We start from the raw sequence: 6,097 nt of genomic DNA, 5'->3' as shown, positions 1-6,097 counted from the left end.
GGTCATGGGCGCGGCTCGCTACGGCTGGAGGAGGCGGCGAGGGTGCGCGGTGTTGGAGGGTGTAGGACAGGGGCGCGGTGATGGGTCGTCGAAGGGCGCACGGGGGACTGGTCAGTGGATATGTAGTTACATAATGTGGGGCGGAGATCAGCTTGCGCGTGCGCGCCAAGCAGCAGGTGACGCTGCGGCTCGACCCCGACGTGGTCGAGCGCTTCCGCGCCGACGGGCCGGGATGGCAGGGGCGGATCAACGCGGCGCTGCGCAAGGCAGTGGGGCTTCAGGGATAGCGTCGTCGCGCGTGGACGACGGCGAGTACGTCGATAGTCGTGCGAGAGACGCTGTAGATCAGGAGGTAATTGCGGTGAACCACTGCCTCGCGCGTACCCGGCGCGCGTCCGGGGCGGTGGAGGAAGGGAAAAGCCAGCAGGCGCCTAGCGGTGTCTTCAAACCGTTGGGCCAAGTCCGCGGCTGCCGCGGCATGACGATCGGCGATGTATCTGATGAGGACGGTCACGTCGCGTCGAGCGGCCGGCCGCCAGATGAGCGTCCTCGTCAACGGGAGCGTGCGCGCTCGATGATGTCTCGAACTTCAGCCATCACCTGCTCGTGCGGGATGCCCGGTTCGGTAGAGGCGATCGCCTTCTCGACCTTGGCGCGCAACCACGCATCATAGGCGCCGGCCTCGTCGCGCGACGACGCGGTGGGCGTGTCGGTTGGTAGCTCCGCCATTCCTGCATCATAAAAGACGGCGGCTTGGGGCGGAAGCGCGCTCTTCGTCTTGCCTCCCCCGCGTTGCCTCAGATTGGCGAGGCCTCAGCGACTCGCTCGGCGAGCGGAACGCACACTCGCCACGACTGTCCCGCGCGCTGCGCGCCAAGCAGCAGGCGACCCTGCGGCTCGACCAGCGTGATGACCCGACCTACCAGTCCGCCCCGTGCTGATCCAGCGCCTCAAGGAGCGCTCGTTTGCTCGCCGAGCGTCGGTTGCCGGCGTTTCGCGGCACCTCCGGCTTCCCGGTCTTTTCCCGTCGAGCAGCAAGGCGAGACACGAGATCGCCGTGCTCGATCACGCGACCCTGCCAGTCGGCGGCGATGTCAGTCTTCGAGGCCGCCGACGCCATGATCGTTTCCAGCTTCGCGGCGGATACGCTCTTCGACCGCGAGCAGTACCAGCACACGCAGCAGTTCGGAGCGGTGTGGCATCACTCCGCCGCCTCAGCCTCCGCCTTCACGCCCGGCCCCCGCTTCACCAGCAGCGGCGCCAGATACCGCCCGGTGAAGCTCCGCTTCTCCTTCACCACCTGCTCGGGCGTGCCTTCCGCGACGATCTCGCCGCCCTTGACGCCGCCCTCTGGACCCAGGTCGATGATCCAGTCGGCGGTCTTGATCACGTCGAGGTTGTGCTCGATCACCACCACCGTATTGCCCTGCTCCACCAAGGCGTGGAGCACCTCGAGCAACTTGCGCACGTCCTCGAAATGCAGCCCGGTGGTCGGCTCGTCGAGGATGTACAGCGTGTTCCCCGTCGCGCGGCGCGACAGTTCCTTGGCCAGCTTGACGCGCTGCGCCTCGCCGCCCGAGAGCGTCGTCGCCTGCTGGCCGACCTTGACGTAGCCGAGCCCGACCTCGACCAGCATCGCCATCTTGTCGCGGATCGGCGGCACCGCGGCGAAGAAGCCGGCGGCGTCCTCCACCGTCATGTCGAGCACGTCGGCGATCGAATGGCCCTTGAACTTCACCTCCAGCGTCTCGCGATTGTAGCGCGCGCCGTGGCAGACGTCGCAGGTGACATAGACGTCGGGGAGGAAGTGCATCTCGATCTTGAGCACGCCGTCGCCCTGGCACGCCTCGCAGCGCCCGCCCTTGACGTTGAAGCTGAACCGCCCCGGCTTGTAGCCGCGTGCCAGTGACTCCGGCAGCCCGGCGAACCAGTCGCGGATCTGGGTGAAGGCGCCGGTGTAGGTCGCGGGGTTCGAGCGCGGGGTGCGGCCGATCGGCGACTGGTCGATGTCGATCACCTTGTCGAGGTGCTGCAGCCCGGTGATCTTGTCGTGCTTGCCCGCCAGCACGCGCGCGCCGTTGAGCTGGCGTGCCGCCCCCGCGAACAGCGTGTCGATGGTGAAGCTCGACTTGCCCGAGCCCGACACGCCGGTCACGCAGGTGAAGGTGCCGAGCGGGATCGACGCGGTCACGCCGGTAAGGTTGTTGGCGCGCGCATTGTGCACCGTCAGCTTCTTGCCCGATCCCTTGCGGCGTTTGGCCGGCAGCGGCACCGCACGCACGCCGTTGAGATAGTCGGCGGTGACCGAGCCGGTGCTGGCGAGCAGCTCGGGCAGGGTGCCCTGCGCCACCACCTGGCCGCCGCGCACGCCCGCGCCCGGGCCCATGTCAATGACGTAATCGGCGGTGCGGATCGCGTCCTCGTCATGCTCGACCACCAGCACGGTGTTGCCGAGATCGCGCAGCCGGCGCAGCGTGGCGAGCAGCATGTCGTTGTCGCGCTGGTGCAGCCCGATCGAGGGCTCGTCGAGCACGTACAGCACGCCCGACAGCCCGCTGCCGATCTGCGACGCCAACCGGATGCGCTGGCTCTCGCCGCCCGAGAGCGTGCCCGAGGTGCGGTCGAGGTTGAGATAGTCGAGCCCGACGTTGTTGAGGAAGCCGAGCCGCTCGATGATCTCCTTGAGGATGCGCTCGGCGATCGCGCGCTGCTGGTCGCCGAGATGGTCGGGCAGGTCGGTGAAGAAGGCGAGCGCGTCGACCACGCTCAGCCGCGTGGCGTGGCTGATGTCCTCGTTCGCGATCTTGACCGCGAGCGCCTCGGGCTTGAGCCGCGCGCCGTGGCAGGTCTCGCACGGCTGCGACGACTGGTATTTGCCCAGCTCCTCCTTGATCCACGCGCTCTCGGTGGAGAGCATGCGGCGGTTGAGGTTGCCGATCACGCCCTCGAACGGCTTCCTGACGTCGTAGCTCTTCTTGCCGTCGATGAAGGTCAGCGTCACCGGCTGCCCTTCGGTGCCGTAGAGGATCTTGTCCGCCACCTCGGGGTGGAGCTCGCCCCAGGGCGTGTCGAGCGAGAAGCCGAGCTCGCGCGCCAGGCTCGCCATCACCTGCATGTAATAAGGCGAGGGCGGGTTGCTCTTGGCCCAGGGTACCACCGCGCCCTTCTTGATGCTGAGCAGGTGGTTGGGGACGATCAGGTCCTCGTCGAACACGAGTTTCTCGCCGAGCCCGTCGCACGCCGGGCAGGCGCCCTGCGGCGCGTTGAACGAGAACAGCCGCGGCTCGATCTCGGCGATGGTGAAGCCGCTGACCGGGCAGGCGAACTTCTCCGAGAAGACGATCCGCCCCGGCGGTGCGTGATCGCCCAGCACGACGCTCTCGGGCGTGCGCGGCTCGACCGGATCGGCCGGGTCGACATAAGCGAGCCCGTCGGCGAGCTTGAGCGCGGTCTCGAAACTGTCGGCGAGGCGCGTCGCGACGTCCTCGCGCACCACCAGGCGATCGACCACCACCTCGATGTCGTGCTTGTACTTCTTGTCGAGCGCGGGGGCCTCGTCGATCTCATGCACCTCGCCGTCGATGCGGACGCGCGTGAAGCCGGCCTTCTGCCACTCGGCCAGCTCCTTGCGATACTCGCCCTTGCGCCCGCGCACGACCGGCGCGAGCAGGAACAGCCGCGTCCCCTCGGGCAGCGCCATCACGCGATCGACCATCTGGCTGACCGTCTGCGCCGCGATCGGCAGCCCGGTGGCGGGCGAATAGGGCACGCCGACGCGCGCCCACAGCAGCCGCATGTAGTCGTAGATCTCGGTGACGGTGGCGACGGTCGAGCGCGGGTTGCGGCTGGTGGTCTTCTGCTCGATCGAGATCGCGGGGGAGAGGCCCTCGATATGGTCGACGTCGGGCTTCTGCATCAGCTCGAGGAACTGGCGCGCATAGGCCGAGAGCGACTCGACGTAGCGGCGCTGGCCCTCGGCATAGATCGTGTCGAACGCGAGGCTCGACTTGCCCGAGCCCGACAGGCCCGTGATCACGGTGAGCGTGTCGCGCGGGATGTCGACCGACACGTCCTTGAGATTGTGCTCGCGCGCGCCGCGGACGGAGAGGGTGGTAAGGGCCATGCGGTTGTTTGTTCCAGATTTGTTCGGGCAGGTCCAGCGCGGGGCGCTTGCCCGCGCGATGTGGGACGCTAGGCTGCGGGCGACAAGGCGCGCCCGGGCACGCGCCGGCACGGGAGCGAGCGATGCGGCGGAGCGGGCGTGAGCGCGGGCGAGCGGACAGACGCGCGCACCCGCGCGGGGTGACGGCGGCGGCGAGCGCGGCGTTGCTGGGGAGCGCGCTCGCGCTCGCCGCCGCGGCGCCGCCCGCACCCGACGCGCCGACTCCGCTCGCGCCGGAGGGCAAATGGGTGGTCAATTACGGCGAGCGCGGCTGCGCGATGGCGCGCGCCTTCGGCCCGGCGAGCGCGCCCGTGATCGTGGCGTGGCGCTCGCTGCCGTTCAGCAACCGCGTCGAGCTGAGCGTGCAGCGCCGCCTCGGCCAGCGCGGGCTGCGCCGCGGCGTGCTCACGATCGCGGTGGAGGGGCGCGGCGACGAGACCGTCTACGAGGCGTTCAACGGCACCGGCGACAAATTGCGCACGCTGCGCGGCTGGACCAGCCCGGCGCTGTTCGCCGACCTGCCCGAGCGCGCGGTGCTGACGCTCACCCCCTCGAGCGAGCCGGCCTTCTCGGTGGCGCTGGTCGGCACCGCGCGCGCGCTCGCCGCGCTGGCGCGCTGCAACGACGATATCGCGCGCACCTGGGGCATCGCGCCGGGCGAGCGCGAGGCGATCGCGACCGAGGCGCAGCCGCGCGGCGACCCGACGCGCTTCGTCGGCCCCGACGACTATGCCAAGGCGGCGGTGGCGCGCGGCGAGCTCGGCACCTCGGCGCAACTGTGGACGATCGCCACCGACGGGCGCGTCAGCGAGTGCCGCACCGTGATCCCGAGCGGCAGCGCGGCGCTCGACACGGCCGGCTGCGACGCGGCGCGGCTGCGCGCGCGCTTCACCCCGGCGATGGGGCGCGACGGCCGGCCGATGACGAGCCACGTCACGCAGGTGATCAAATGGGAGCTGCCCGGCGCGTGGCAGGACGATCCCGCCTATCGCACCTATGTGCGCCAGCGCCGCGAGGCCGCGCGCGCCGAGGGTTGATCGCCCGCGCGCGTGTCTTACCTCTGTGGCACACAGGAGGTGCGCATGGGCAAGAAGAAGGGTGCGGACGGCAAGGGTTCGGGCGGGGGCGCGGGCAAGGACGCGGGCAAAAGCGCGGGCCGGTCGGCGAAGCTGCCCAAGGAGCTGTTCGGCGTGAAGCTGCCCAAGGAGCTGCGCCGCCAGGGCGAGGCGTGGATCGAGCGCGCCCAGTCGCCCGCGGGCCAGCAGGCGATCGCGAGCGCGCTGACCGCGGTGGCGGGCGTCGCCGCGAGCGCGGTCGCGGCCAAGGCGGCGGAGAAGGCCGCGAAGAGCGCGGCGCCGGCGGGCGGCGCAGCCGAGGCGCAGGGGGCGGGCGCGGGCGCTGCGGCGGCGGGCGCCGGCGGCGGCCAGCGCACGCGCGAGCAGGAGATCGGCTACGCGGTGACGCGGGTCGCGACGGCGTTCTTCGGGGGATTGAAGGGGCGGGGGTAAAGCTTCTGAGCTCCTGATTAGCTTGTACTCAGAGGCTTTGCAAAGTCTCAATCACCTTTTTGGTGACCTCATCGATTGCCGAAGTCGACAGATTTTGAGTTGCCTTCTTAAGGAATCGCCCTTTGATCCCTTCAGGAACGCCTCGGCCAAAAAGCCATGCAGGCGTTCCCCGCTCTGCGTCGCGCAGCTTCAAAAAGATTTCCTGCTTTAGTGGTCCAAAGTACTGTCCGTTAATAGTATTCCACCAGCTTGAATCGACGCAATCATGATTTTCCTCGGCCAGATTAAGACATAGATCGGCCGCTGCCTGGCTTGGGAATAGAAACTCAAGTGTAAAAAAGGCTTGTTCGTCTTGGATCTGATGGTTCGCTAAAAATTCCTTGAAATCGTCAGAGAAGGGCAGGCACCAAGCAGCTTGTCGGCTTCC

Annotated in this window: 7 protein-coding genes and 1 pseudogene; 3 read left to right on the top strand and 5 right to left on the bottom strand. The window is 68.8% G+C overall.

From position 1 onward, the window contains the following. Window positions 1-167 precede the first annotated feature (167 nt). Window positions 168-287: pseudogene (locus QBJ89_RS19955) on the top strand (BrnA antitoxin family protein); the annotation flags it as partial. Here the strand turns inward: QBJ89_RS19955 and QBJ89_RS19950 are convergent. The 4 genes from QBJ89_RS19950 to uvrA form a co-directional block, all read right to left on the bottom strand. After that, the gene (locus tag QBJ89_RS19950) at window positions 278-514 is read right to left on the bottom strand and encodes a type II toxin-antitoxin system RelE/ParE family toxin (protein ID WP_277982203.1); all 237 of its coding nucleotides are present in this window, start codon (window positions 512-514) and stop codon (window positions 278-280) included. The pseudogene QBJ89_RS19955 and the gene QBJ89_RS19950 sit on opposite strands and share 10 nt — an antisense overlap. A gap of 38 nt (window positions 515-552) precedes the next feature. Further along, entirely contained in the window at window positions 553-729 is a 177-nt protein-coding gene (gene relB, locus QBJ89_RS19945; protein WP_277982202.1) for a type II toxin-antitoxin system RelB family antitoxin, read from the bottom strand. Between the two features lie 190 nt (window positions 730-919). Beyond that, window positions 920-1,120 carry a hypothetical protein gene (locus tag QBJ89_RS19940; protein WP_277982201.1) on the bottom strand — a complete coding sequence of 67 codons (201 nt, stop codon included), beginning with the start codon at window positions 1,118-1,120 and terminating at the stop codon, window positions 920-922. 81 nt (window positions 1,121-1,201) lie between these two features. Beyond that, complete coding sequence (gene uvrA, locus QBJ89_RS19935; RefSeq protein WP_277982200.1) at window positions 1,202-4,123, bottom strand: excinuclease ABC subunit UvrA; 2,922 nt, start codon at window positions 4,121-4,123, stop codon at window positions 1,202-1,204. 122 nt (window positions 4,124-4,245) lie between these two features. Between uvrA and QBJ89_RS19930 the strand changes: the two genes are divergently transcribed. Both QBJ89_RS19930 and QBJ89_RS19925 read left to right on the top strand, forming a co-directional pair. Continuing rightward, window positions 4,246-5,199: an energy transducer TonB gene (locus tag QBJ89_RS19930; RefSeq protein ID WP_277982199.1), complete on the top strand. Its 954-nt coding sequence runs from the start codon at window positions 4,246-4,248 to the stop codon at window positions 5,197-5,199. A gap of 45 nt (window positions 5,200-5,244) precedes the next feature. After that, window positions 5,245-5,670, top strand: a complete 426-nt coding sequence (locus tag QBJ89_RS19925; RefSeq protein WP_277982198.1) for a hypothetical protein — start codon at window positions 5,245-5,247, stop codon at window positions 5,668-5,670. A 28-nt stretch (window positions 5,671-5,698) separates the two neighbouring features. On the opposite strand, the gene QBJ89_RS19920 is transcribed toward QBJ89_RS19925, so the two are convergent. Further along, the coding region (locus QBJ89_RS19920; protein WP_277982197.1) for a hypothetical protein at window positions 5,699-6,097 on the bottom strand (399 nt) is incomplete at its 5' end.

It is taken from the genome of Sphingomonas phyllosphaerae, from assembly GCF_029623345.1.
GTDB classification, from domain to species: Bacteria; Pseudomonadota; Alphaproteobacteria; order Sphingomonadales; family Sphingomonadaceae; genus Sphingomonas; species Sphingomonas phyllosphaerae_C.
Note: the sequence above shows the minus strand (reverse complement) of the source record. Positions and strands in the feature narration are given on the sequence as shown.

What these genes read in the sequence shown, in the direction of transcription:
- relB (WP_277982202.1), bottom strand. Translation starts at nt 729, where the DNA reads ATGGCGGAGCTACCAACCGACACGCCCACCGCGTCGTCGCGCGACGAG.
- QBJ89_RS19940 (WP_277982201.1), bottom strand. Translation starts at nt 1,120, where the DNA reads ATGGCGTCGGCGGCCTCGAAGACTGACATCGCCGCCGACTGGCAGGGT.
- uvrA (WP_277982200.1), bottom strand. Translation starts at nt 4,123, where the DNA reads ATGGCCCTTACCACCCTCTCCGTCCGCGGCGCGCGCGAGCACAATCTC.
- QBJ89_RS19930 (WP_277982199.1), top strand. Translation starts at nt 4,246, where the DNA reads ATGCGGCGGAGCGGGCGTGAGCGCGGGCGAGCGGACAGACGCGCGCAC.
- QBJ89_RS19925 (WP_277982198.1), top strand. Translation starts at nt 5,245, where the DNA reads ATGGGCAAGAAGAAGGGTGCGGACGGCAAGGGTTCGGGCGGGGGCGCG.